The sequence below is a fragment of the Streptomyces sp. NPDC059452 genome, from assembly GCF_042750035.1.
Classification (GTDB): Bacteria; Actinomycetota; Actinomycetes; order Streptomycetales; family Streptomycetaceae; genus Streptomyces.
Genome location: NZ_JBHYVE010000027.1, coordinates 17,415 through 37,316 on the forward strand (window position 1 = coordinate 17,415; position 19,902 = coordinate 37,316).

Below are 19,902 nucleotides of genomic sequence, written 5' to 3' on the forward strand. Positions count from 1 at the left end.
CGCACCCCGCCCCGTATTTAGAAAACCCCTCCTGGGGGGGGGGGGGGGCGCTCCGGCGCCCGCGCCCCACCTTCCGAAGGACTGATGATGCTGAGAAAAGTGACGCCCCGCTCTCTGATGATCCCGGGTTCGACGATCGCCGTGCTGATCGTGCTGATCAGCCTGGGGGCGGACCCGACAGCAAGGGATATCCCGCTGTGGTATCCGGTATTCACCGCGATATTCATTCTGCGGCCGGTCATCTTCCCCATCGTCTTCCGGGAGCAGTACGCATCCGCCGAAGCCGATTGCGCAGGGATCGGCCCCAGCCCCGCGGTGTCGAGAATCGCCTTTGTCCTGGTCTCCGCCGTCAGTGCGGTGCTTCTGATGCCCCGCTCGCCCGGCACCGAGGGCGTGGTGGACGGCGTGATCCTCACCACGTGGTTCTGGCTGGCCGTGGTGGTCGCTCTGGTGCACGGTGCCGCCTCCCCGGTCGTATGGCCGCTGGCCCGCCGGCGAGCCGCGTTCACGGGCCGAAGGGACCGGAAGCGGGCACAGGGGCAGGGGCCCGGCACGGTGGTGTCCCCTGACCGCGGCAACACGTGAACATCTCACTCCCCCCGCCCGTCCTCCCGTGGTCGGATCGACGCCGACCGATCTGCGCCGCCCGCCCACAAGGCGGGTGCGGCGCGCGACGCAGCGGGGGAACACAGAGCCATGACAGGGCGGACGAGACGCGAGAGAACCGAGATCAGGGCCGTATGGGCGGTCGCCGGGTCGGTGTACGCCCTCGCCGTCCTGTGCGCGGTGGCCCGGGGCCCGCAGACGCTCCTCTACTTCCTGCCCGCGCTGGTCGGAGTCCTGGTCGCGGTGTGGTGCGTACGGCAGGGAGTCCTCGTCGCCGTGAGGGCCCGGGCCGTCGGCGATAATCGAGCGTGTGATCAGGGTGCTGGTGGTCGACGACCATGACGTGGTGCGGTCCGGTCTGACGGCTCTCCTGTCGGCCGAATTCGGCATCCAGGTCGCCGGACAGGCGGCGGACGGCCCGGCCGCGCTCGCCGAGGCGGAGCGGCTGCGCCCGGATGTGGCGCTGCTCGACATCGACCTGCCGGGCCTGGACGGGATCACGGTCGCCGCGGGGCTCACGGAGCGCGTGCCCGCCTGCCGCACGCTGATGCTCACCGCGCTGGACCGCCCGGGCCATCTGCGCCGCGCGCTGGCCGCCGGGGCCGCCGGGTACCTGCTCAAGAGCACCGGTCCGGCGCAGGTCGCCGACGCCATCCGGCGGATCGCGGCGGGCGGCCGGGCCATCGACCCCCGGATGCACGGGGCCGAGCGGACCGGCCCGAGCCCGCTCACCGAGAAGGAGGCGGAGGCCCTGCGGTTCGCCGCCGGGGGCGCGCACTCCCGGGAGATCGCCGCCGACCTGTTCCTCAGCGTGGGCACCGTACGCAACCGCCTCTCGTCGGCGATCGGCAAGCTCCACGCCCGTACGCTGGTCGACGCCCTGCGCATCGCGGAGCACCACGGCTGGCTGTGAACGCCCGGCGCCCTGGGACGCTCTGGGCTGCCCCGCCCTCTGCTCCGGTTCGTTCGTTCATCTCTCCCCGCCACGCCCCCACCCTCCTCACCCCCGAGGTGCCCATGGACAGCCACGGCCGCAAGCGCATGATCAGACTGTCCGACATCGTGCTGCTCGTGGGGCTGCTGGCGGTCGGCGGAGGGCTGGCCGTGCTCCTCGGAGGCGGCTGGCAGAGCCAGGCGGCGCTGGCCTTCTTCGGTATCGGGGGCGGAGCCTTCGTCGGCACCCGGATCCGGCAGCGGAACGGATGACGCAGGCCCCCACGGACGCAGGCCCCCACGGACGCAGGCCCCACGGACATGGGCCCTCATGGATGTAGGGCCCCGGTACCTCAGGGCGGAGAGGTAAGGGGGCCCTACGTTCTACGGGGACGGCGGTCGGTCAGGTGCCGCCGTCCCCGGGTATGGCTGCCGGTCAGACGCCCGCGATGGACCGGACCTCAGACGCCCGCGATGGACTGGATCCAGGAGCGGTACGCGGTGACGTTCGTGTACGCCGTCGTGGTCTGCCGGTCGCTGGTGGAGGCCACGCCGACCTGGATGCCGTTCAGCGTCATCGGGCCGCCGGAGTCGCCGCCCGCGGTGATGCCGTTGCCGCGCCGGGCGCAGATGGCCGAGCCGCCGTACGCGTCACCGCAGCCGCCGGTCACCGTCACGTTGGCGACCTTCAGATAGCGGGACTGGCAGGTGGACTCCGGGCTGCACCGTGCGGTGGCGCCCCAGCCCCAGACCTGGACGTTCTGCCCGACGCTCACCGAACCGGGGTTGCCGAGGCGGGAGTAGGTGGTCTGCACGGAGCGGTCCAGGCGGACGAGGGAGATGTCCGCGCTGTGGTTGTACGTCTGGACGCCGTTGGCCACCACGCCGCCGCTGTGCTGGTCGAGGCTGCCGATGCGGAACGACAGGCCGCCGCCGGTGACGCAGTGTCTGGCGGTGAGGATCCAGGTCGGCGCGATGATCGTCGCCGAACAGGTCTCCCGGCCGTTGGAGAAGAGCCGCGCGGCCCACGGGGCGTTGGTCGCCTGGCCGCCGCCGATGATCTGCGTCGTGGGGGGCGGGGCGTCCGTCAGCGGGGGTGCCGGGGCGGCGGTGGCGGTGGGGGTGAGAAGAGCGAGGATGGTGGCCGCCGCCGCGAGGGCAGCAGGAACTAGCCTTGCTATTCGCATGGTTCCTCATTTCGGGGATCACGCTGAGGGGCGTGTTTGTGGGGGTTGACGGCCCCAGAGTGCCGAAGAACCCACCGACCGGGTACTAACGCTTCCCCATAACGCGGCGTTATGGCCGGGCGAACTCTAGGTAACGCTACCGGACCGTCAGATGCGCGGCACAGCACCCGTACCACCCCGCCACGGCCCACCCCACCACAGGCCACCCCGAGCCACCGGCTCAGAAGCTCCGGTCGGCCTGGACGCCTGCGTCACCAACCCCTCACGCGGCTCGTCAGGCGGCGGCCTGCGCGTAATGGGTGCGGCAGTCGCGGCAGTGGCCGGGGGTGGGGGAGCGGAAGGCGCGTTCGCAGCCGTCGCAGGTCTGGAAGGGGGTGACGGCGGTACGGGGGCGGGTGGGCGGTGCCGTGAGGTCGTCGGCGCCGGGAAGCGGTGGGGGCAGGAGAGCGATGAGCCGGTGCCTGAGGAGCTTGGCGGGGTGCCTGAGGGGCCGGGGTGGGTCGGTGGTGAGCGTGCGGCGGACGGTGTCCGGGTGGGCGTCGCGTTCCAGCCAGGCCGCGACGGCGGGGGCGAGTTGGCGGACGTCGTCCTCGGAGAGCGTGAACTCCGGTGCGTGGCGGCGGAGATCGGCCAGGAGCGCGGCGGCGGCGCGGTGGAGCTCCGGGGTGAGTTCGCGGGGCTGGGGGAGGGGCCGGAGCGGTGGCTTGGGAGCGGTGGGCGGCGGTACGAGCCGTACGGGGGGTGGGGTGGCCGTGATCTGTGGGCGGGGCTCCGGTGCGGCGGGGGGCCGGGGCTGGTCGGAGGGCGCTGGTACGGGAGGGGAGTCGGGCACCCCGGGCGCTGCGGGTGTCGCCGGGGCGGGGGTTGGGGCCGGGGCCGCAGGTGCCTCCTGGGCCGGAGCCGGAGCCGGAGCCGGGGCCGCAGGCGCCTCCGGAGCCGGGGCTGCGGCTGGTGTCGGCGGCGGCGGTGCCGGTGCCTGCGCCTGTGCCGGTGTCTGGGGCGGTTGCACCGGAGGCGGAGGCGGAGGCGGCGGGGGCATGGGCGGTTGCTGGGGTGCCGCTGTGGGCATTTGCGGCTGTAACAGGGCCGAGGGCTGGTTGCAGAACACCGTGACGGTGGTGATCTGGCCGTTCGGCTGGCGCCTGCGGGCGCGTTGCAGGTAGCCGTGGGCTTCCAGTTCGCGCAGGGCGGCGGCGATGACCTGTTCGCCTTCGCGGTAGCGGGCGGCCAGGGCCTTGATGCCGATCTCGGTGCCCTGGGGCAGGGACTGGATGCGTACGGCGAAGCCGACGGCGACGGTGCTCAGGGCGGGGTCCTGGGAGAGCTCGTTGCCGACGACGACGAAGCGGCGGGTGTACGGGATCACGATGTGGATCACGCCGGAGGTGGGGAGAGGCCCGGGAAGCTCTGCCAGGGCGCGCATGAGGGCAGTATTCTGCGGTGTATCCATCGGGAAGGTTCCGTCTTCCTTGGTGGTCAGGCCCTCGATCGGGATTGGAGTCCCGGCCGGGGGCCGACGTATGTCTGATGTCTGGTGGCGTGAGCATATGCCTGCCAACCGGTACGAAATCCAGCCCAGTTGGTGAATCTCACCCGTGTGGGTGACGGGCCCCCGGGGGTTGTCAGGTGGGTGCCGGGCCGGGTCGGGTGGGGTTGGTTCTTTCTCTTGGTTCTTAAGTAGTTGATGTCCCGGGTCACCGCGTCGCGGCCGAGCACGATCCGGTAAGTCGTACCGGATCGCGGTTCCTCACGACCCGGTGGAGATCGTCACCGTACGAGGTCGATTTCCGCCCAGACCGTCTTGCGCGGGACGGGTCCGGGAGCGATGCCCCAGTGGTCGGCCAGGGCCTCGACGATGAGCAGGCCGCGCCCGCTCTCGGCGTCGTCCTCGGGCGGCTTGACGGCACCCGGGCCGGGCGGGACGGTGTCGCCCCGGGTGTCCGTGACCTCGATCCGCAGCGTCTGTCCGCTGACGGTGAGGCTGAGTCGGAAGTCCCGCCCCTGTACGCGGCCGTGGACCGAGGCGTTCGCCGCCAGCTCGGCGACGATGTGCGCGGCCGACTCCGACGGGAGCCCCCAGGCGCCGAGATGGGCCACGGTGAGCAGCCGGGCGAGCCGGGCGCCTCGGTGGGTGGGCGAGAGCAGCACGGTGAACTCCCGTTCGATGAAAGGGTGTTGGGTGCGGACGATTTCTCGGTTCATGTCACTCAGCGTGGCCGTCTCTGCGTACCGTGCCCAGTGACTGAGCCCTTGCGTACGGTGCCTGTCCGGGGCTTGTCCGGCGCTGTCCGGGCCGTCCGCAGTGACATGCGGGGAACGGACGCCGTTGACCGAAGAACGGCACGCACCTGGGAAGTGGGGCTCGCATGAGCGTGGTTGGTGACGGTACGGAGCACGGAGACGGCGGGGCGGACGAGCCCGGCTGGGAGGTCGACCCGGACGATGAATCGGGCGTGGCGGTGGTCGCCACCGTCGGCCGTCAGATCAAGGCATGGCGCGAGGCGGCGGGCATGCGGGCGGGGGAGCTCGGGGCGGCGATGGGGTACGGGGAGGACCTCATCTACAAGGTGGAGGGCGGCAAGCGCATCCCCCGCCCGGAGTTCATGGACGCGGCGGACAGGGTGCTGGGGGCGGGCGGCAAGATCGCGGCGATGAAGGCGGATGTCGCGGAGGTCCGGTACCCGAAGAAGATCCGGGAGCTCGCGAAGCTGGAGGCCGCGGCGGTGGAGCTCTCGGCGTACGGAAGCCACAACATTCACGGGCTCCTGCAGACCGAGGACTATGCGCGGGTGTTGTTCGGGATGCGGAGGCCCGCGTTCTCGCAGAACGAGGTGGAGCGGCTGGTGGCCGCTCGCGTAGCCAGGCAGTCCATCTTCAGCCGTTCACCCGCCCCGGAGCTTAGCTTTGTCCAGGAAGAGGTGACCTTGCGGCGCCATCTTGGGGGCAAAATGGTGATGCGGCGACAGCTCGAACGCCTCCTGGAACTAGGGCAGCTGCGGAATGTCGAGATTCAGGTGATGCCGACCGGTCGCGACGAGCACGCCGGAATGGGCGGTGAGATGCAGGTGCTGAAGTTCAAGAACGGCTCGGCGGTGGGACGCTCCGAAGGGGACTTCGGCAGCCGACCGGTCTCCGACCCGAAGCACCTCCGGATCATCGAGCTGCGGTGTGGCATCATCCGGGCGCAGGCTCTCAATCCGAGGGAGTCGCTGGCCTTCATCGAGCAAGTGCTGGGAGAGACATGATCAGCGAGACCTCTGCCGGAGACGCTTCAGCGCTGGAGTGGGTGAAGAGCAGCTACAGCGACAGCAGCAACAGCAATGAATGCGTCGAGGTCGCGACTGCCCCGGGTGCCGTGCACGTGCGCGATTCGAAGAACGCCCGGGGTCCCCGTCTCGCCCTCGCCCCCGCTGCCTGGGCGGGCTTCGTGTCGTACGCCGCCGGGCACTGAACCCCTTCTGCGCTGGGAGAGACATGTTCAGCGAAGCCCCTGTCGGAGACGCTTCCGAGCTGTGCTGGCTCAAGAGCAGTCATAGCGACAGCGCCAGTGGCAGCGAGTGCGTCGAGGTCGCCCCGGCCCTCGACGCCGTCCACGTACGCGACTCCAAGAACCCCCACGGCCCCCGTCTCGCCCTCACCCCCGCCGCGTGGGCAGGCTTCGTCCCGTACGCCGCCGGGCGCTGACCTCACCCGCTCACGGCCGCGACGACCGACGCGATGATCGCGAGGGCGGGCTGAGCGATGTCCGCCGCTCCCGCCAGCACCTCCCGCAGCCGTTCCGCCCGCAGCCGGAACGCGGACCTGTCCGGCTCGGGCGTCCCGGCGAGCCGGGCGAGGTCGTGCACCGCCCGCGCGGCCTCCTGCCGGTCGGCGTCGGCGGGATCGGTGCTGGAGAGGGTCAGCCGGAGGAGGCGGTGCAGCTCCTCGTGGCACCGGGCTCCGGCGTACTCGTTCTGGAAGTCCTGGACGACGGTGTCCACGGGACGGTTGATGAACGTCGTGTTCTGGCCGAACGGGTCGGCCCGTTCTCCTGTGGCTGCCCGGCCGCCCGGGCCACACCGAGGCGCCGGGCCTCCCTCAGGGCGTACTCCAGGCACTCCGCCACGGTCATGGACGGCGCGGTACGGAGATCTCGAAGGCGTCGCCCAGCGTCGCTTCGTGCAGCTCGTGCCAGCGGGCGGAGGCGTCTTCGTCACCGAGGGAGCAGTCGCACCGAACCTCCCCCGAGAGTCTTCCGCGCCAGGCTGGGGCCTGGGGCCTGGGGCGGGGAGGCCTTCCGGCACTGGCCGAAGTGGCGCGGGCCCGTCGGGGACAACGGCCGGAACCAACCGGAGGGGACGCGGCCCCCGGGCCCGACTGCGGAGCCGGAGGGCCCCCGGGAGGGCCGGAGGGACGGCCGGAGGCCCCCGGGGCGGCCGTACGGGGCGCGGCCCCAGCCCCGGCTGCCGGGGCCTCCGGCCCGCCCCCGCACCCCCGTCCGGCGCCCCCGCACCCCCATATGCGCGTCCCCGTTTGAGTACTCGCTCGCTCGGGGTAGGATTCCCGGCTCGATTGGCCAGGCCCGCGCCCCGTATGGCACACTGACCAGGTTGCTCGGTTGAGTGTCAATGCTGCGCGCCTCCCGCCGGGAGGACCGGAAGCGAGTCCCACAGTACTCGTCGGCCCTGTATGGGCCGGACGTACGGGAATCTTCCGGGAAGCAATGCAGGGCGCCGGCCAGGCACCCGGTGGGTGTTCCGCCCCCGGTTCCGCGGTCTCAGGGCCCGCACCCCCTTGGTTGGGATTTCCTTCGGGAGATTTTCGTAGAGGGGATGCGACACGCCCGACCGCGTGGGTCGGAGGAGGAGTCCAGAGAACCCCCGGGTTCCAGAGCGTTACGAGAGACAGGACTACTAGTAGCCATGGCGGGACAGAAGATCCGCATCCGGCTCAAGGCCTACGACCACGAGGTCATCGACTCCTCGGCGAAGAAGATCGTCGAGACGGTGACCCGCACTGGTGCGTCGGTCGCGGGCCCGGTGCCGCTGCCCACTGAGAAGAACGTGTACTGCGTCATCAAGTCGCCGCACAAGTACAAGGACTCTCGCGAGCACTTCGAGATGCGCACCCACAAGCGCCTCATCGACATCCTCGACCCCACGCCGAAGACGGTTGACTCGCTGATGCGTCTCGACCTGCCGGCGGGCGTCGACATCGAGATCAAGCTCTGAGGGGACGGGCCGAGATGAGCAAGAACATCAAGGGCGTCCTGGGCGAGAAGCTCGGCATGACCCAGGTCTGGGACGAGAACAACCGGGTTGTCCCGGTGACCGTCGTCAAGGCCGGTCCGTGCGTCGTGACGCAGGTCCGTACGAACGACAGCGACGGCTACGAAGCGGTGCAGATCGCCTTCGGCGAGATCGACCCGCGCAAGGTGAACAAGCCCCTCAAGGGTCACTTCGCCAAGGCCGACGTCACCCCGCGCCGCCACCTGGTGGAGCTCCGCACCCCTGACGCCAGCGAGTACACGCTGGGCCAGGAGGTCACTGCCGAGGTGTTCGAGTCCGGCGTCAAGGTCGACGTCACGGGCAAGAGCAAGGGCAAGGGCTTCGCCGGTGTCATGAAGCGTCACAACTTCAAGGGCCTCGGCGCCGGGCACGGCACCCAGCGCAAGCACCGTTCCCCCGGTTCCATCGGTGGCTGCGCCACCCCTGGGCGTGTCTTCAAGGGCATGCGCATGGCGGGCCGCATGGGTAACGAGCGCGTCACCACCCAGAACCTGACCATCCACGCGGTTGACGCGGAGAAGGGTCTGCTCCTCATCAAGGGCGCGGTCCCCGGTCCGAACGGCGGCCTCGTCCTGGTCCGTACCGCGGCCAAGGGGGCTTGAGGTAATGAGCACCATTGACATCCTTTCGCCGGCAGGCGACAAGGCCGGTACCGTCGACCTCCCCGCGGAGATCTTCGACGCCAAGACCAGCGTTCCGCTGATCCACCAGGTCGTTGTCGCTCAGCTGGCCGCTGCCCGTCAGGGCACGCACAAGACCAAGCGCCGCGGCGAAGTCCGCGGTGGTGGCAAGAAGCCTTACCGCCAGAAGGGCACCGGCCGCGCCCGTCAGGGTTCGACCCGCGCCCCGCAGTTCGCCGGTGGTGGCGTCGTCCACGGCCCGCAGCCGCGTGACTACTCGCAGCGGACCCCGAAGAAGATGAAGGCCGCCGCCCTGCGCGGTGCCCTCTCGGACCGGGCCCGTCACTCCCGTATCCACGTCGTCACCGGCGTGGTCGAGGGTGCCGCCTCCACGAAGGCCGCCAAGACGCTGCTCGGCAAGATCTCGGAGCGCCAGAACCTGCTCCTGGTCGTCGACCGCGCCGACGAGGCCGCGTGGCTGTCCGCGCGCAACCTGCCCCAGGTGCACATCCTGGAGCCGGGCCAGCTCAACACGTACGACGTGATCGTCTCTGACGACGTGGTCTTCACCCAGGCCGCTTTCGAGTCCTTCGTGTCTGGCCCCCAGACCGCTGAGACCGAAGGGAGCGACGCCTGATGAGCGAGGCGACCGTTACCAGCAAGACGTACTCGGACCCGCGTGACGTTCTCGTCAAGCCCGTGGTCTCCGAGAAGAGCTACGCGCTGCTCGACGAGAACAAGTACACGTTCATCGTCGCGCCCGGCTCCAACAAGACCCAGATCAAGCAGGCCGTGGAAGCGGTCTTCTCGGTCAAGGTCACCGGGGTCAACACGATCAACCGGCAGGGTAAGCGCAAGCGCACCAAGACCGGTTTCGGCAAGCGCGCCGACACGAAGCGCGCCATCGTGACCCTCGCCGAGGGCGACCGTATCGACATCTTCGGCGGCCCGACCTCCTAATAAGGGGTCGAGTCGTCCGGAATCGGACGAGGACTGAGAAATGGGTATCCGCAAGTACAAGCCGACGACCCCGGGCCGTCGTGGCTCCAGCGTCGCCGACTTTGTCGAGATCACGCGGTCCACGCCGGAGAAGTCGCTGGTCCGCCCCCTGCACAGCAAGGGCGGCCGTAACAACGCCGGTCGTGTGACCGTTCGCCACCAGGGCGGTGGCCACAAGCGCGCCTACCGAGTGATCGACTTCCGTCGTCACGACAAGGACGGCGTGCCGGCCAAGGTCGCGCACATCGAGTACGACCCGAACCGCACCGCGCGCATCGCGCTGCTGCACTACGCGGACGGCGAGAAGCGTTACATCGTCGCTCCCCGTGGCCTGTCGCAGGGTGACCGTGTCGAGAACGGTCCGACCGCCGACATCAAGCCCGGCAACAACCTGGCGCTGCGCAACATCCCGGTCGGTACGACCATCCACGCCATCGAGCTGCGGCCCGGCGGCGGCGCGAAGTTCGCCCGTTCCGCGGGTGCCTCCGTGCAGCTGCTGGCGAAGGAGGGCACCATGGCCCACCTTCGTATGCCGTCGGGTGAGATCCGCCTGGTCGACGCGCGCTGCCGCGCGACGATCGGTGAGGTCGGCAACGCCGAGCAGTCGAACATCAACTGGGGCAAGGCCGGCCGTATGCGCTGGAAGGGCGTCCGCCCGACCGTCCGCGGTGTCGCGATGAACCCGGTTGACCACCCGCACGGTGGTGGTGAAGGCAAGACCTCCGGTGGTCGTCACCCGGTCTCGCCGTGGGGTCAGAAGGAGGGTCGTACTCGTTCTCCCAAGAAGGCGAGCAACAAGTACATCGTCCGCCGCCGCAAGACGAACAAGAAGCGCTAGGAGCGGGTTTAGATGCCGCGCAGTCTCAAGAAGGGGCCCTTCGTCGACGGCCACCTCATCAAGAAGGTGGACGTACAGAACGAGGCAGGCACCAAGAACGTCATCAAGACCTGGTCCCGTCGCTCGATGATCGTCCCGGCCATGCTGGGTCACACCATCGCGGTGCACAACGGCAAGATCCACGTCCCGGTGTTCGTCACCGAGTCGATGGTCGGCCACAAGCTCGGCGAGTTCTCGCCGACTCGCACCTTCCGCGGCCACGTCAAGGACGACCGGAAGTCGAAGCGCCGCTAAGCGCGGGGTGGAAACGACTATGACTTACACCGAAGGGACAACCATGGAAGCCAGGGCCCAGGCGCGGTACATCCGCGTCACGCCCATGAAGGCCCGCCGCGTGGTGGACCTCATCCGTGGCATGGATGCCACGGAGGCTCAGGCGGTCCTGCGTTTCGCCCCGCAGGCCGCGAGCGTGCCGGTTGGCAAGGTGCTGGACAGCGCCATTGCCAACGCTGCACACAACTACGACCACACCGACGCCTCTTCGCTGGTCATCAGCGAGGCGTACGTGGACGAGGGCCCGACCCTGAAGCGGTTCCGTCCGCGTGCTCAGGGCCGTGCCTACCGGATCCGTAAGCGGACCAGCCACATCACCGTGGTCGTCAGCAGCAAGGAAGGAACCCGGTAATGGGCCAGAAGGTAAACCCGCACGGGTTCCGGCTCGGCATCACCACGGACTTCAAGTCCCGCTGGTACGCCGACAAGCTGTACAAGGACTACGTCAAGGAAGACGTCGCCATTCGTCGCATGATGACGAAGGGCATGGAGCGGGCCGGCATCTCCAAGGTGGAGATCGAGCGCACCCGCGACCGCGTCCGCGTTGACATCCACACCGCCCGTCCGGGCATCGTCATCGGCCGCCGCGGCGCCGAGGCCGATCGCATCCGTGGCGAGCTGGAGAAGCTGACCGGCAAGCAGGTCCAGCTGAACATCCTCGAGGTCAAGAACCCCGAGGTGGACGCTCAGCTGGTGGCCCAGGCCGTCGCCGAGCAGCTCTCCTCCCGCGTCTCCTTCCGTCGTGCCATGCGCAAGAGCATGCAGAGCTCGATGAAGGCCGGCGCCAAGGGCATCAAGATCCAGTGCGGCGGTCGCCTCGGCGGCGCCGAGATGTCCCGCTCGGAGTTCTACCGCGAGGGCCGCGTGCCCCTGCACACGCTCCGCGCGAACGTCGACTACGGCTTCTTCGAGGCCAAGACGACCTTCGGCCGCATCGGCGTGAAGGTCTGGATCTACAAGGGCGACGTCAAGAACATCGCCGAGGTTCGCGCCGAGAACGCCGCGGCCCGCGCCGGCAACCGTCCGGCTCGTGGCGGCACCGACCGCCCGGCCGGCCGTGGTGGCGGCCGTGGTGGCGAGCGTGGCGGTCGCGGCCGTAAGCCGCAGCAGTCGCCGGCAGCCGAGGCCCCCAAGGCCGACGCCCCCGCCGCCGCTGCTCCGGCTGCTGAGAGCACCGGAACGGAGGCCTGACCGAAATGCTGATCCCCCGTAGGGTCAAGCACCGCAAGCAGCACCACCCGAAGCGCAGCGGTATGTCCAAGGGTGGCACGCAGGTTGCGTTCGGCGAGTACGGCATCCAGGCGCTGACCCCGGCGTACGTGACGAACCGTCAGATCGAGTCCGCTCGTATCGCGATGACCCGTCACATCAAGCGTGGCGGCAAGGTCTGGATCAACATCTACCCGGACCGTCCCCTGACGAAGAAGCCCGCCGAGACCCGCATGGGTTCCGGTAAGGGTTCTCCCGAGTGGTGGATCGCGAACGTCAAGCCGGGTCGGGTGATGTTCGAGCTGTCCTACCCGAACGAGAAGATTGCTCGTGAGGCGCTCACCCGCGCTGCTCACAAGCTTCCGATGAAGTGCCGGATCGTTCGGCGCGAGGCAGGTGAGTCGTGATGTCGGCCGGTACCAAGGCGTCCGAGCTGCGCGAGCTGGGCGACGAGGAGCTCCTCAACAAGCTCCGCGAAGCCAAGGAAGAGCTGTTCAACCTCCGCTTCCAGGCGGCGACGGGCCAGCTCGAGAACCACGGCCGGCTCAAGTCCGTCCGTAAGGACATCGCCCGGATCTACACCCTGATGCGCGAGCGCGAGCTGGGCATCGAGACGGTGGAGAGCGCCTGATGAGCGAGAAGACTGTGACTGAGACCAGCAAGACCGAGCGCGGATTCCGCAAGACCCGTGAGGGTCTGGTCGTCAGCGACAAGATGGACAAGACCGTCGTCGTCGCTGTCGAGGACCGTGTCAAGCACGCGCTGTACGGCAAGGTCATCCGCCGTACGAACAAGCTCAAGGCCCACGACGAGCAGAACTCCGCCGGCGTCGGCGACCGCGTCCTCATCATGGAGACGCGTCCGCTGTCCGCCTCGAAGCGCTGGCGCATCGTCGAGATCCTCGAGAAGGCCAAGTAATTCCTGAGGGGTTTCCCTCAGGTCAGTTCCGCCAGGCTCGGTGAGGGAGCCGCGTAAGTCATTTACGTGGCTCCCCGCCGGGAACCGGCAGACGATCAGGAGATAGACGTGATCCAGCAGGAGTCGCGACTGCGCGTCGCCGACAACACGGGTGCGAAGGAAATTCTCACCATTCGTGTTCTCGGTGGCTCGGGTCGCCGCTACGCGGGTATCGGTGACGTCATCGTCGCCACCGTCAAGGACGCGATCCCCGGTGGCAACGTGAAGAAGGGTGACGTCGTCAAGGCCGTCATCGTTCGCACCGTCAAGGAGCGTCGTCGTCCGGATGGCTCGTACATCCGCTTCGACGAGAACGCCGCCGTCATTCTGAAGAACGACGGCGACCCCCGCGGCACCCGCATCTTCGGCCCGGTGGGCCGGGAGCTGCGCGAGAAGAAGTTCATGAAGATCATCTCGCTCGCGCCGGAGGTGCTGTAAGCATGAAGATCAAGAAGGGCGACCTGGTTCAGGTCATCACCGGTAAGGACAAGGGCAAGCAGGGCAAGGTCATCGTGGCCTACCCCGCTCAGGACCGCGTCCTCGTCGAGGGTGTCAACCGGGTCAAGAAGCACACCAAGGCCGGTCAGACGGCTCGCGGTTCGCAGACGGGTGGCATTGTCACCACCGAGGCCCCGATCCACGTCAGCAACGTTCAGCTGGTTGTGGAGAAGGACGGCAACAAGGTTGTCACCCGCGTCGGCTACCGCTTTGACGACGAGGGCAACAAGATCCGCGTTGCCAAGCGGACCGGTGAGGACATCTGATGACTGCCACCACTGCGCCGCGTCTCAAGACGCGCTACCGCGAGGAAATCGCCGGCAAGCTGCGTGAGGAGTTCTCGTACGAGAACGTCATGCAGGTTCCCGGTCTGGTCAAGATCGTGGTCAACATGGGTGTGGGCGACGCCGCCCGCGACTCCAAGCTGATCGACGGTGCCGTCAAGGACCTCACCACGATCACCGGCCAGAAGCCGGCCGTCACCAAGGCCCGCAAGTCCATCGCACAGTTCAAGCTGCGCGAGGGCCAGCCGATCGGCTGCCACGTCACCCTCCGTGGTGACCGGATGTGGGAGTTCCTGGACCGTACGCTGTCGCTCGCGCTGCCGCGTATCCGTGACTTCCGTGGCCTGTCGCCGAAGCAGTTCGACGGCCGTGGCAACTACACCTTCGGTCTCACGGAGCAGGTCATGTTCCACGAGATCGACCAGGACAAGATCGACCGGGTCCGGGGCATGGACATCACCGTGGTCACCACGGCGACCAACGACGACGAGGGTCGTGCCCTGCTTCGTCACCTCGGCTTCCCGTTCAAGGAGAACTGACCGTGGCGAAGAAGGCTCTGATCGCTAAGGCCGCCCGTAAGCCGAAGTTCGGCGTCCGCGGGTACACCCGCTGCCAGCGCTGCGGCCGGCCCCACTCCGTCTACCGCAAGTTCGGCCTGTGCCGCGTGTGCCTTCGTGAGATGGCTCACCGTGGCGAGCTGCCGGGCGTGACCAAGAGCTCCTGGTAACTCTCCTCCGCCCTAGGGCGAAGGGAAGTTCTGGAGACTCTCGGTAAGCATCTGGGTCGGTAGGAGCCCCGCTTTTCATGCCGTAGGCTTGAAGGGTTGGGCGCCTGCCGCCCACGACCGACTTACTACGCCGTAGGTCCCCGCACCGCACCCGTCCCGCCACTGAGTGGGGAGAGGGATGGCGCATACAGGAAACCCCGGCGAGAGAGGCCGAAGGCCAACTCATGACCATGACTGATCCCATCGCAGACATGCTCACGCGTCTGCGTAACGCGAACTCGGCATATCACGACGATGTCTCGATGCCGCACAGCAAGATCAAGTCGCACATCGCGGAGATCCTCCAGCAGGAGGGCTTCATCACCGGCTGGAAGGTCGAGGACGCCGAGGTCGGCAAGAACCTCGTCCTCGAGCTGAAGTTCGGCCCGAACCGCGAGCGCTCGATCGCCGGCATCAAGCGCATCTCGAAGCCGGGTCTGCGTGTATACGCAAAGTCCACCAACCTGCCGAAGGTTCTCGGCGGCCTGGGCGTGGCGATCATCTCCACGTCCCACGGTCTCCTGACCGGCCAGCAGGCAGGCAAGAAGGGCGTAGGTGGGGAAGTCCTCGCCTACGTCTGGTAGTCGGGAAAGGAAGGAAAGCTCATGTCGCGAATCGGCAAGCTCCCCATCCAGGTTCCCGCCGGTGTGGACGTCACCATCGATGGCCGTACGGTCGCCGTGAAGGGCCCCAAGGGTTCCCTCTCGCACACCGTCGCCGCGCCGATCGAGGTCTCCAAGGGTGAGGACGGCGTTCTCAACGTCACCCGCCCGAACGACGAGCGTCAGAACAAGGCCCTCCACGGCCTGTCCCGCACGCTGGTGGCGAACATGATCACCGGCGTGACCGCGGGTTACTCCAAGGCGCTCGAGATCAGCGGTGTCGGTTACCGCGTCCAGGCGAAGGGCTCCAACCTGGAGTTCGCCCTGGGCTACAGCCACCCGATCCTCATCGAGGCGCCGGAAGGCATCACCTTCAAGGTCGAGTCGCCCACCAAGCTCAGCGTCGAGGGCATCGACAAGCAGAAGGTCGGCGAGGTAGCCGCCAACATCCGCAAGCTGCGGAAGCCCGACCCGTACAAGGCCAAGGGCGTCAAGTACGCGGGCGAGGTCATCCGCCGCAAGGTCGGAAAGGCTGGTAAGTAGCCATGGCATACGGTGTGAAGATCGCCAAGGGCGACGCGTACAAGCGCGCTGCCCGCAAGCGCCGCCACATCCGCGTCCGCAAGCACATCTCCGGTTCGCCGGAGCGTCCCCGCTTGGTCGTGACGCGTTCCAACCGCCACATCGTGGCCCAGATCATCGACGACATCGCGGGCCACACGCTCGCGTCGGCGTCGACCCTGGACACCTCGATCCGTGGTGGCGAGGGTGACAAGAGCGCTCAGGCCCAGCAGGTCGGCGCCCTGGTCGCCGAGCGTGCCAAGGCCGCAGGCGTCGAGGCCGTCGTGTTTGACCGCGGTGGTAACCAGTACGCCGGGCGGATTGCCGCTCTGGCTGACGCCGCCCGTGAAGCCGGGCTGAAGTTCTAAGCCCCGGTTCCTACGCACAGCGGACGTAACAGAGAGAGGTAAATCCAATGGCTGGACCCCAGCGCCGCGGAAGCGGTGCCGGTGGCGGCGAGCGGCGGGACCGGAAGGGCCGTGACGGTGGCGCCAGCGCCGCCGAGAAGACCGCGTACGTCGAGCGCGTCGTCGCGATCAACCGCGTCGCCAAGGTTGTGAAGGGTGGTCGTCGCTTCAGCTTCACCGCGCTGGTCGTGGTGGGCGATGGTGACGGCACCGTCGGTGTCGGATACGGCAAGGCCAAGGAAGTTCCCGCGGCCATCGCCAAGGGTGTCGAAGAGGCCAAGAAGAACTTCTTCAAGGTCCCGCGCATCCAGGGCACCATCCCTCACCCGATCACGGGCGAGAAGGCCGCGGGCGTCGTCCTGCTCAAGCCGGCTTCCCCCGGTACCGGTGTTATCGCCGGTGGCCCGGTGCGTGCCGTGCTTGAGTGCGCCGGCGTTCACGACATCCTGTCGAAGTCGCTTGGCTCGTCCAACGCGATCAACATCGTGCACGCGACCGTGGAGGCCCTCAAGGGCCTGCAGCGTCCCGAGGAGATCGCGGCCCGCCGCGGTCTGCCCCTTGAGGATGTCGCCCCCGCGGCTCTGCTCCGTGCGCGTGCGGGAGCGGGTGCGTAATGGCTCGCCTCAAGATCACGCAGACGAAGTCGTACATCGGCAGCAAGCAGAACCACCGCGACACCCTGCGTTCGCTCGGGCTCAAGCGCCTGAACGACTCGGTTGTCAAGGAGGACCGCCCCGAGTTCCGCGGCATGGTGCACACCGTCCGCCACCTCGTGACGGTTGAGGAGGTTGACTGACATGGCGGAGAACAGCCCGCTGAAGGCCCACAACCTCCGGCCTGCCCCGGGCGCCAAGACCGCCAAGACCCGTGTGGGTCGTGGTGAGGCGTCCAAGGGTAAGACCGCAGGCCGTGGTACCAAGGGTACGAAGGCCCGTTACCAGGTTCCGGAGCGCTTCGAGGGTGGCCAGATGCCCCTCCACATGCGTCTCCCGAAGCTCAAGGGCTTCAAGAACCCGTTCCGCACGGAGTACCAGGTCGTGAACCTGGACAAGCTCGCGACGCTCTACCCCGAGGGTGGAGAGGTCACGGTGGCCGACCTGGTCGCCAAGGGCGCTGTGCGCAACAACCACCTCGTCAAGGTCCTCGGACAGGGCGAGATCTCCGTGGCGCTGCAGGTTTCGGTTGACGCCGTCTCCGGCTCCGCCAAGGAGAAGATCACCGCCGCCGGCGGTACGGTCACCGAGCTCGTCTGAGCCCCGGTACAGACCTGAGCCCGGCCGGTCGCCTCTTCGGAGGTGACCGGCCGGGCTTCTGTATGTCCTGGCTCCGGGCGCCCCCGGGCCCTTCTGCCGCCGTTTTACGAGGCGTTGAGGAGCGGGGCCCGTTTCTTTTTGTGGCGCTGTACGGGAACCGTAAAGGCTCGGGAAAGGTTGAACGGGTGTCCACCGCACCGATGGTGGGCGCGTCGAGGGGCGTTCGCGTCCCAAATGGTGTGGCTTGGCCGGTCTTTCGCGGCGGGGCCGGAGTGCGGGCCGTGCACCGGTGCACAGCGCGTGTTTCCTGCTCAGTCCCGGGCCGGGTAGGGTAGCGCCGTTCATCTTTTGTGGCCTCCTTACGATGTAGGGCTGCCTTGTATCCGATCCCATCCAGTCCCATCCAGACCCGTCGCCTCTGACGCATAGCGCGGGGGTCGCAGGAGGCACCGTGTTCACCGCGTTCGCCCGAGCGTTCAAGACGCCCGACCTGCGCAAGAAGCTGCTCTTCACGCTGGCCATGATCGTGATCTACCGGCTCGGGGCGCACGTCCCGGCTCCCGGTGTCGACTACGCGAAGGTCCAGCAGTGCATCGACCAGGCCGATTCGGGTGGCCTGCTCGGTCTGATGCAGATGTTCAGCGGTGGCGCCCTGCTGCAGATCACCATCTTCGCGCTCGGCATCATGCCGTACATCACGGCCAGCATCATTCTCCAGCTGCTGACCGTTGTGATTCCCCGACTTGAGGCCCTCAAGAAGGAGGGGCAGTCCGGCACGGCCAAGATCACGCAGTACACGCGTTATCTGACGGTCGCGCTGGCCGTCCTCCAGGGCACCGGCCTCGTCGCCACCGCCCGCAGCGGTGCGCTCTTCCAGAACTGCAACGTGCGCGATCAGATCGTGCCGGACAAGTCGATCTTCACGACCCTGGTCATGGTCATCACCATGACCGCCGGTACCGCCGCCGTCATGTGGCTCGGTGAGCTCATCACCGACAAGGGCATCGGCAACGGCATGTCCATCCTCATGTTCATCTCGATCGCCGCCACGTTCCCCGGCGCCCTGTGGGCCATCAAGGAGAGCGGCAAGCTGGCCGACGGCTGGATCGAGTTCGGCACGGTCATCCTCATCGGCTTCGTCATGGTCGCCCTCGTCGTCTTCGTCGAGCAGGCTCAACGCCGGATCCCGGTGCAGTACGCGAAGCGCATGATCGGGCGCCGTTCCTACGGCGGTACGTCGACGTACATCCCGCTCAAGGTGAACCAGGCGGGTGTGATTCCCGTCATCTTCGCCTCCTCGCTGCTCTTCATCCCGTCGCTGATCGTCCAGTTCTCCGGCTCCACGTCCGGTTGGGCGACCTGGATCACGGACCACTTCGTGACGGGTGAGCACCCGTACTACATCTCGGTGTACTTCGTACTCATCGTGTTCTTCGCCTTCTTCTACGTGGCCATTTCGTTCAACCCCGACGAAGTCGCCGACAACATGAAGAAGTATGGTGGCTTCATCCCGGGTATCCGGGCAGGCCGACCTACTGCCGAGTACCTGAGCTACGTGCTCAACAGGATCACTTGGCCGGGCTCGCTGTACCTGGGCCTGATCGCTCTGGTGCCGACGATGGCGTTGGCAGCATTCGGCGGCGCGAACCAGAACTTCCCGTTCGGCGGGACGAGCATCCTCATCATCGTGGGTGTGGGTCTGGAAACCGTGAAGCAGATCGAGAGTCAGCTCCAGCAGCGCAATTACGAAGGGTTCCTCCGCTGATGCGAATCGTCCTCGTCGGGCCTCCGGGTGCCGGCAAGGGAACGCAGGCCGCGTACCTTGCCGAGAACCTGTCGATTCCGCACATCTCCACGGGCGACCTCTTCCGCGCCAACATCAGCCAGGGCACCGACCTTGGCAAGCAGGCCCGCGCCTACATGGACGCAGGCCGGCTGGTGCCGGACGAGGTCACCATCGGGATGGCCAAGGACCGTATGTCCCAGCCGGACGCCGTGAACGGCTTCCTGCTGGACGGCTTCCCGCGGAACGTGGGCCAGGCCGAAGCCCTTGACGTGATGCTCAAGGACGAGGGCGTGAAGCTGGACGCGGTCCTCGATCTGGAGGTCCCCGAGGAAGAGGTCGTGAAGCGGATCGCGGGTCGCCGCATCTGCCGCAACGACAGCGCGCACGTCTTCCACGCGACGTACAACCCGCCGAAGACCGAGGGCGTCTGCGACGTCTGCGGCGGCGAGCTGTACCAGCGGGACGACGACAGCGAGGAGACGGTCCGTACCCGGCTGGAGGTCTACCACACGCAGACCGAGCCGATCATCGACTACTACCGGGCCCAGGGCCTGGTGGTGACCATCTCCGCGCTCGGCAAGGTCACCGAGGTGACCGAGCGCGCCATGGCGGCTCTGAAGAAGTCCGACGACCAGGACTGAGCCCCACCCGTACCACCGCTGTACAGCCGGCCGCGGCGCCCCCCGGGGGCCCCGGCCCCGGGGTTGGGCCCGTTAGTGTGGTGACGGCGCGGGGGGGGCCCCCCACCAGGGCAACACGCGACGCGTGGGGGCCCCGGGAGTGGGGGTTTCCCAAC

At 68.0% G+C, this 19,902-nt stretch carries 34 protein-coding genes; 30 read left to right on the top strand and 4 right to left on the bottom strand.

Annotation, left to right across the window (positions count from 1 at the left end; all coding sequences use genetic code 11):
- The first annotated feature begins 84 nt into the window (after positions 1-84).
- From ACFW9Z_RS28800 to ACFW9Z_RS28815, 4 genes are all read left to right on the top strand, one after another.
- Positions 85-585, top strand: coding sequence for a hypothetical protein (locus ACFW9Z_RS28800; RefSeq protein WP_384645512.1), 501 nt, complete (start codon positions 85-87; stop codon positions 583-585).
- Positions 586-696: 111 nt separating this feature from the next.
- Complete coding sequence (locus ACFW9Z_RS28805) at positions 697-948, top strand: hypothetical protein (protein WP_384645513.1); 252 nt, start codon at positions 697-699, stop codon at positions 946-948.
- Positions 917-1,519 (top strand): DNA-binding response regulator, encoded by a 603-nt coding sequence (locus ACFW9Z_RS28810; protein ID WP_384645514.1) that lies wholly within the window; start codon positions 917-919, stop codon positions 1,517-1,519. Before ACFW9Z_RS28805 ends, ACFW9Z_RS28810 begins: the two co-directional genes overlap by 32 nt.
- 104 nt (positions 1,520-1,623) lie before the next feature.
- Positions 1,624-1,812: a hypothetical protein gene (locus ACFW9Z_RS28815; RefSeq protein ID WP_384645515.1), complete on the top strand. Its 189-nt coding sequence runs from the start codon at positions 1,624-1,626 to the stop codon at positions 1,810-1,812.
- Between the two features lie 188 nt (positions 1,813-2,000).
- Here the strand turns inward: ACFW9Z_RS28815 and ACFW9Z_RS28820 are convergent, their stop codons facing one another.
- The 3 genes from ACFW9Z_RS28820 to ACFW9Z_RS28830 all read right to left on the bottom strand — a co-directional run bounded on the left by ACFW9Z_RS28820 (position 2,001) and on the right by ACFW9Z_RS28830 (position 4,928).
- Entirely contained in the window at positions 2,001-2,726 is a 726-nt protein-coding gene (locus ACFW9Z_RS28820) for a S1 family peptidase (protein WP_384645516.1), read from the bottom strand.
- A 274-nt stretch (positions 2,727-3,000) separates the two neighbouring features.
- Entirely contained in the window at positions 3,001-4,176 is a 1,176-nt protein-coding gene (locus ACFW9Z_RS28825) for a hypothetical protein (RefSeq protein WP_384645517.1), read from the bottom strand.
- Positions 4,177-4,493: 317 nt separating this feature from the next.
- Complete coding sequence (locus tag ACFW9Z_RS28830) at positions 4,494-4,928, bottom strand: ATP-binding protein (protein ID WP_384645518.1); 435 nt, start codon at positions 4,926-4,928, stop codon at positions 4,494-4,496.
- Positions 4,929-5,092: 164 nt separating this feature from the next.
- On the opposite strand from ACFW9Z_RS28830, the gene ACFW9Z_RS28835 reads away from it, so the two are divergent.
- From ACFW9Z_RS28835 to ACFW9Z_RS28845, 3 genes are read left to right on the top strand one after another with little or no spacing between them, the layout of a single operon-like run.
- Complete coding sequence (locus tag ACFW9Z_RS28835) at positions 5,093-5,971, top strand: helix-turn-helix domain-containing protein (RefSeq protein WP_384645520.1); 879 nt, start codon at positions 5,093-5,095, stop codon at positions 5,969-5,971.
- Complete coding sequence (locus ACFW9Z_RS28840) at positions 5,968-6,177, top strand: DUF397 domain-containing protein (protein ID WP_384645521.1); 210 nt, start codon at positions 5,968-5,970, stop codon at positions 6,175-6,177. Before ACFW9Z_RS28835 ends, ACFW9Z_RS28840 begins: the two co-directional genes overlap by 4 nt.
- 23 nt (positions 6,178-6,200) lie before the next feature.
- Positions 6,201-6,410, top strand: coding sequence for a DUF397 domain-containing protein (locus ACFW9Z_RS28845; protein ID WP_384645522.1), 210 nt, complete (start codon positions 6,201-6,203; stop codon positions 6,408-6,410).
- 2 nt (positions 6,411-6,412) lie between these two features.
- On the opposite strand, the gene ACFW9Z_RS28850 is transcribed toward ACFW9Z_RS28845, so the two are convergent.
- On the bottom strand, positions 6,413-6,706 hold the full coding sequence (locus ACFW9Z_RS28850; RefSeq protein ID WP_384645523.1) for a hypothetical protein: 294 nt from the start codon (positions 6,704-6,706) through the stop codon (positions 6,413-6,415).
- Positions 6,707-7,627: 921 nt separating this feature from the next.
- Between ACFW9Z_RS28850 and rpsJ the strand changes: the two genes are divergently transcribed.
- The 23 genes from rpsJ (at position 7,628) to ACFW9Z_RS28965 (ending at position 19,747) form a co-directional block, all read left to right on the top strand.
- Complete coding sequence (gene rpsJ, locus ACFW9Z_RS28855) at positions 7,628-7,936, top strand: 30S ribosomal protein S10 (protein WP_003948644.1); 309 nt, start codon at positions 7,628-7,630, stop codon at positions 7,934-7,936.
- A gap of 14 nt (positions 7,937-7,950) precedes the next feature.
- Positions 7,951-8,595, top strand: a complete 645-nt coding sequence (rplC, locus tag ACFW9Z_RS28860) for a 50S ribosomal protein L3 (protein ID WP_003966960.1) — start codon at positions 7,951-7,953, stop codon at positions 8,593-8,595.
- Positions 8,596-8,599: 4 nt separating this feature from the next.
- Positions 8,600-9,250 (top strand): 50S ribosomal protein L4, encoded by a 651-nt coding sequence (rplD, locus tag ACFW9Z_RS28865; protein WP_003966959.1) that lies wholly within the window; start codon positions 8,600-8,602, stop codon positions 9,248-9,250.
- Entirely contained in the window at positions 9,250-9,573 is a 324-nt protein-coding gene (gene rplW / locus ACFW9Z_RS28870) for a 50S ribosomal protein L23 (RefSeq protein ID WP_014154589.1), read from the top strand. The genes rplD and rplW overlap by 1 nt, the downstream gene beginning before the upstream one ends.
- Positions 9,574-9,613: 40 nt before the next feature.
- Positions 9,614-10,450 (top strand): 50S ribosomal protein L2, encoded by an 837-nt coding sequence (gene rplB / locus ACFW9Z_RS28875; protein ID WP_003966957.1) that lies wholly within the window; start codon positions 9,614-9,616, stop codon positions 10,448-10,450.
- Positions 10,451-10,462: 12 nt separating this feature from the next.
- A complete protein-coding gene (rpsS, locus tag ACFW9Z_RS28880; protein ID WP_003966956.1) occupies positions 10,463-10,744 on the top strand; it encodes a 30S ribosomal protein S19 in 282 nt (93 codons plus the stop codon).
- A gap of 43 nt (positions 10,745-10,787) precedes the next feature.
- The gene (rplV, locus tag ACFW9Z_RS28885) at positions 10,788-11,135 is read left to right on the top strand and encodes a 50S ribosomal protein L22 (protein ID WP_004571827.1); all 348 of its coding nucleotides are present in this window, start codon (positions 10,788-10,790) and stop codon (positions 11,133-11,135) included.
- On the top strand, positions 11,135-11,974 hold the full coding sequence (gene rpsC / locus ACFW9Z_RS28890) for a 30S ribosomal protein S3 (protein WP_018510593.1): 840 nt from the start codon (positions 11,135-11,137) through the stop codon (positions 11,972-11,974). Before rplV ends, rpsC begins: the two co-directional genes overlap by 1 nt.
- A 5-nt stretch (positions 11,975-11,979) precedes the next feature.
- Positions 11,980-12,399, top strand: a complete 420-nt coding sequence (gene rplP, locus ACFW9Z_RS28895) for a 50S ribosomal protein L16 (protein WP_003966953.1) — start codon at positions 11,980-11,982, stop codon at positions 12,397-12,399.
- Positions 12,399-12,623: a 50S ribosomal protein L29 gene (gene rpmC, locus ACFW9Z_RS28900; protein ID WP_003966952.1), complete on the top strand. Its 225-nt coding sequence runs from the start codon at positions 12,399-12,401 to the stop codon at positions 12,621-12,623. The genes rplP and rpmC overlap by 1 nt, the downstream gene beginning before the upstream one ends.
- A complete protein-coding gene (gene rpsQ / locus ACFW9Z_RS28905; protein WP_084748671.1) occupies positions 12,623-12,910 on the top strand; it encodes a 30S ribosomal protein S17 in 288 nt (95 codons plus the stop codon). The genes rpmC and rpsQ overlap by 1 nt, the downstream gene beginning before the upstream one ends.
- A gap of 108 nt (positions 12,911-13,018) precedes the next feature.
- The gene (gene rplN, locus ACFW9Z_RS28910) at positions 13,019-13,387 is read left to right on the top strand and encodes a 50S ribosomal protein L14 (protein ID WP_003974257.1); all 369 of its coding nucleotides are present in this window, start codon (positions 13,019-13,021) and stop codon (positions 13,385-13,387) included.
- Between the two features lie 2 nt (positions 13,388-13,389).
- Positions 13,390-13,713 (top strand): 50S ribosomal protein L24, encoded by a 324-nt coding sequence (gene rplX, locus ACFW9Z_RS28915; RefSeq protein WP_003966949.1) that lies wholly within the window; start codon positions 13,390-13,392, stop codon positions 13,711-13,713.
- Positions 13,713-14,270 carry a 50S ribosomal protein L5 gene (rplE, locus tag ACFW9Z_RS28920; protein WP_003966948.1) on the top strand — a complete coding sequence of 186 codons (558 nt, stop codon included), beginning with the start codon at positions 13,713-13,715 and terminating at the stop codon, positions 14,268-14,270. The genes rplX and rplE overlap by 1 nt, the downstream gene beginning before the upstream one ends.
- Positions 14,271-14,272: 2 nt before the next feature.
- Positions 14,273-14,458 carry a type Z 30S ribosomal protein S14 gene (locus ACFW9Z_RS28925; RefSeq protein ID WP_003948630.1) on the top strand — a complete coding sequence of 62 codons (186 nt, stop codon included), beginning with the start codon at positions 14,273-14,275 and terminating at the stop codon, positions 14,456-14,458.
- A gap of 224 nt (positions 14,459-14,682) precedes the next feature.
- On the top strand, positions 14,683-15,081 hold the full coding sequence (gene rpsH, locus ACFW9Z_RS28930) for a 30S ribosomal protein S8 (RefSeq protein WP_007446728.1): 399 nt from the start codon (positions 14,683-14,685) through the stop codon (positions 15,079-15,081).
- A 21-nt stretch (positions 15,082-15,102) separates the two neighbouring features.
- Positions 15,103-15,642 (top strand): 50S ribosomal protein L6, encoded by a 540-nt coding sequence (rplF, locus tag ACFW9Z_RS28935; RefSeq protein ID WP_006126889.1) that lies wholly within the window; start codon positions 15,103-15,105, stop codon positions 15,640-15,642.
- A gap of 2 nt (positions 15,643-15,644) precedes the next feature.
- Positions 15,645-16,028, top strand: a complete 384-nt coding sequence (gene rplR, locus ACFW9Z_RS28940) for a 50S ribosomal protein L18 (RefSeq protein ID WP_384645524.1) — start codon at positions 15,645-15,647, stop codon at positions 16,026-16,028.
- 47 nt (positions 16,029-16,075) lie between these two features.
- Positions 16,076-16,681, top strand: a complete 606-nt coding sequence (gene rpsE / locus ACFW9Z_RS28945; protein ID WP_010058791.1) for a 30S ribosomal protein S5 — start codon at positions 16,076-16,078, stop codon at positions 16,679-16,681.
- Positions 16,681-16,863: a 50S ribosomal protein L30 gene (gene rpmD / locus ACFW9Z_RS28950; RefSeq protein WP_003966943.1), complete on the top strand. Its 183-nt coding sequence runs from the start codon at positions 16,681-16,683 to the stop codon at positions 16,861-16,863. Before rpsE ends, rpmD begins: the two co-directional genes overlap by 1 nt.
- A 1-nt stretch (position 16,864) precedes the next feature.
- Positions 16,865-17,320 (top strand): 50S ribosomal protein L15, encoded by a 456-nt coding sequence (rplO, locus tag ACFW9Z_RS28955; protein ID WP_003966942.1) that lies wholly within the window; start codon positions 16,865-16,867, stop codon positions 17,318-17,320.
- Positions 17,321-17,771: 451 nt separating this feature from the next.
- Positions 17,772-19,085: a preprotein translocase subunit SecY gene (secY, locus tag ACFW9Z_RS28960; protein WP_384645525.1), complete on the top strand. Its 1,314-nt coding sequence runs from the start codon at positions 17,772-17,774 to the stop codon at positions 19,083-19,085.
- A complete protein-coding gene (locus ACFW9Z_RS28965; RefSeq protein ID WP_384645526.1) occupies positions 19,085-19,747 on the top strand; it encodes an adenylate kinase in 663 nt (220 codons plus the stop codon). Before secY ends, ACFW9Z_RS28965 begins: the two co-directional genes overlap by 1 nt.
- Positions 19,748-19,902 lie beyond the last annotated feature (155 nt).

Excerpts from the sequence above, each read along its gene's own strand:
- rpsQ (WP_084748671.1), top strand. The coding sequence starts at position 12,623 with ATGAGCGAGAAGACTGTGACTGAGACCAGCAAGACCGAGCGCGGATTC.
- rplE (WP_003966948.1), top strand. The coding sequence starts at position 13,713 with ATGACTGCCACCACTGCGCCGCGTCTCAAGACGCGCTACCGCGAGGAA.
- ACFW9Z_RS28820 (WP_384645516.1), bottom strand. The coding sequence starts at position 2,726 with ATGCGAATAGCAAGGCTAGTTCCTGCTGCCCTCGCGGCGGCGGCCACC.
- rpsE (WP_010058791.1), top strand. The coding sequence starts at position 16,076 with ATGGCTGGACCCCAGCGCCGCGGAAGCGGTGCCGGTGGCGGCGAGCGG.
- rplV (WP_004571827.1), top strand. The coding sequence starts at position 10,788 with ATGGAAGCCAGGGCCCAGGCGCGGTACATCCGCGTCACGCCCATGAAG.
- rplO (WP_003966942.1), top strand. The coding sequence starts at position 16,865 with ATGGCGGAGAACAGCCCGCTGAAGGCCCACAACCTCCGGCCTGCCCCG.
- ACFW9Z_RS28840 (WP_384645521.1), top strand. The coding sequence starts at position 5,968 with ATGATCAGCGAGACCTCTGCCGGAGACGCTTCAGCGCTGGAGTGGGTG.
- ACFW9Z_RS28835 (WP_384645520.1), top strand. The coding sequence starts at position 5,093 with ATGAGCGTGGTTGGTGACGGTACGGAGCACGGAGACGGCGGGGCGGAC.
- rpsC (WP_018510593.1), top strand. The coding sequence starts at position 11,135 with ATGGGCCAGAAGGTAAACCCGCACGGGTTCCGGCTCGGCATCACCACG.
- ACFW9Z_RS28830 (WP_384645518.1), bottom strand. The coding sequence starts at position 4,928 with ATGAACCGAGAAATCGTCCGCACCCAACACCCTTTCATCGAACGGGAG.
- rplP (WP_003966953.1), top strand. The coding sequence starts at position 11,980 with ATGCTGATCCCCCGTAGGGTCAAGCACCGCAAGCAGCACCACCCGAAG.
- ACFW9Z_RS28825 (WP_384645517.1), bottom strand. The coding sequence starts at position 4,176 with ATGGATACACCGCAGAATACTGCCCTCATGCGCGCCCTGGCAGAGCTT.
- rpmC (WP_003966952.1), top strand. The coding sequence starts at position 12,399 with ATGTCGGCCGGTACCAAGGCGTCCGAGCTGCGCGAGCTGGGCGACGAG.
- rplW (WP_014154589.1), top strand. The coding sequence starts at position 9,250 with ATGAGCGAGGCGACCGTTACCAGCAAGACGTACTCGGACCCGCGTGAC.
- ACFW9Z_RS28845 (WP_384645522.1), top strand. The coding sequence starts at position 6,201 with ATGTTCAGCGAAGCCCCTGTCGGAGACGCTTCCGAGCTGTGCTGGCTC.
- rpmD (WP_003966943.1), top strand. The coding sequence starts at position 16,681 with ATGGCTCGCCTCAAGATCACGCAGACGAAGTCGTACATCGGCAGCAAG.
- ACFW9Z_RS28965 (WP_384645526.1), top strand. The coding sequence starts at position 19,085 with ATGCGAATCGTCCTCGTCGGGCCTCCGGGTGCCGGCAAGGGAACGCAG.
- rplD (WP_003966959.1), top strand. The coding sequence starts at position 8,600 with ATGAGCACCATTGACATCCTTTCGCCGGCAGGCGACAAGGCCGGTACC.
- rpsS (WP_003966956.1), top strand. The coding sequence starts at position 10,463 with ATGCCGCGCAGTCTCAAGAAGGGGCCCTTCGTCGACGGCCACCTCATC.
- rplF (WP_006126889.1), top strand. The coding sequence starts at position 15,103 with ATGTCGCGAATCGGCAAGCTCCCCATCCAGGTTCCCGCCGGTGTGGAC.
- rplX (WP_003966949.1), top strand. The coding sequence starts at position 13,390 with ATGAAGATCAAGAAGGGCGACCTGGTTCAGGTCATCACCGGTAAGGAC.
- ACFW9Z_RS28800 (WP_384645512.1), top strand. The coding sequence starts at position 85 with ATGATGCTGAGAAAAGTGACGCCCCGCTCTCTGATGATCCCGGGTTCG.
- rpsH (WP_007446728.1), top strand. The coding sequence starts at position 14,683 with ATGACCATGACTGATCCCATCGCAGACATGCTCACGCGTCTGCGTAAC.
- ACFW9Z_RS28805 (WP_384645513.1), top strand. The coding sequence starts at position 697 with ATGACAGGGCGGACGAGACGCGAGAGAACCGAGATCAGGGCCGTATGG.
- rplC (WP_003966960.1), top strand. The coding sequence starts at position 7,951 with ATGAGCAAGAACATCAAGGGCGTCCTGGGCGAGAAGCTCGGCATGACC.
- rplR (WP_384645524.1), top strand. The coding sequence starts at position 15,645 with ATGGCATACGGTGTGAAGATCGCCAAGGGCGACGCGTACAAGCGCGCT.
- rplB (WP_003966957.1), top strand. The coding sequence starts at position 9,614 with ATGGGTATCCGCAAGTACAAGCCGACGACCCCGGGCCGTCGTGGCTCC.
- ACFW9Z_RS28815 (WP_384645515.1), top strand. The coding sequence starts at position 1,624 with ATGGACAGCCACGGCCGCAAGCGCATGATCAGACTGTCCGACATCGTG.
- rpsJ (WP_003948644.1), top strand. The coding sequence starts at position 7,628 with ATGGCGGGACAGAAGATCCGCATCCGGCTCAAGGCCTACGACCACGAG.